Source organism: Acinetobacter sp. 1566109 (assembly GCF_000582255.1).
Classification (GTDB): Bacteria; Pseudomonadota; Gammaproteobacteria; order Pseudomonadales; family Moraxellaceae; genus Acinetobacter; species Acinetobacter nosocomialis.
In genome coordinates this window covers 1-434 of record NZ_JEYB01000233.1, presented here as the reverse complement: position 1 = coordinate 434, position 434 = coordinate 1, and the positions used below count along the sequence as shown (strand labels likewise).

The 434-nt window shown below is 42.6% G+C and carries 1 protein-coding gene; it reads right to left on the bottom strand.

Annotation, left to right across the window (positions count from 1 at the left end; genetic code table 11):
- Positions 1-58: 58 nt before the first annotated feature.
- A complete protein-coding gene (locus J582_RS26930; RefSeq protein ID WP_153565456.1) occupies positions 59-202 on the bottom strand; it encodes a hypothetical protein in 144 nt (47 codons plus the stop codon).
- Positions 203-434 lie beyond the last annotated feature (232 nt).

The following is a 434-nucleotide window of genomic DNA, read 5'->3' as shown; positions in this document are numbered from 1 at the left end:
TGCATCCTATTTAGGTGACCTCAGTTATAGTATTCCGTGTCAGGAATCTGTCTACTTATCAGCGTCCGCGGAACTGCAGGATTTCTGCTTTGTTGTTCGCAACGAGGGCTAATTCTGGAGTTCCGTATAAGGCATAATCAATAACGACATCTCGACTGATAATCAGTGCAGTAACTTTAGCCAATCTCGCTGCAATTTCCATGTCAGGAATTTGTCCACTTATTCCAATGATGATGAGAACTGCAGCATTGACTTAGATCGCCAGTGCTCAGTACTGACCATCATGTAGCTTTTATCGCTTTAGCGCCTTAACTTATTTAAGTGGCGTAACTTACACAACTTACGCATCCTATTTAAGTGATGTAAGTTATAGTATTCCGTGTCAGGAATCTGTCTACTTATCAGCGTCCGCGGAACTGCAGGATTTCTGGCTT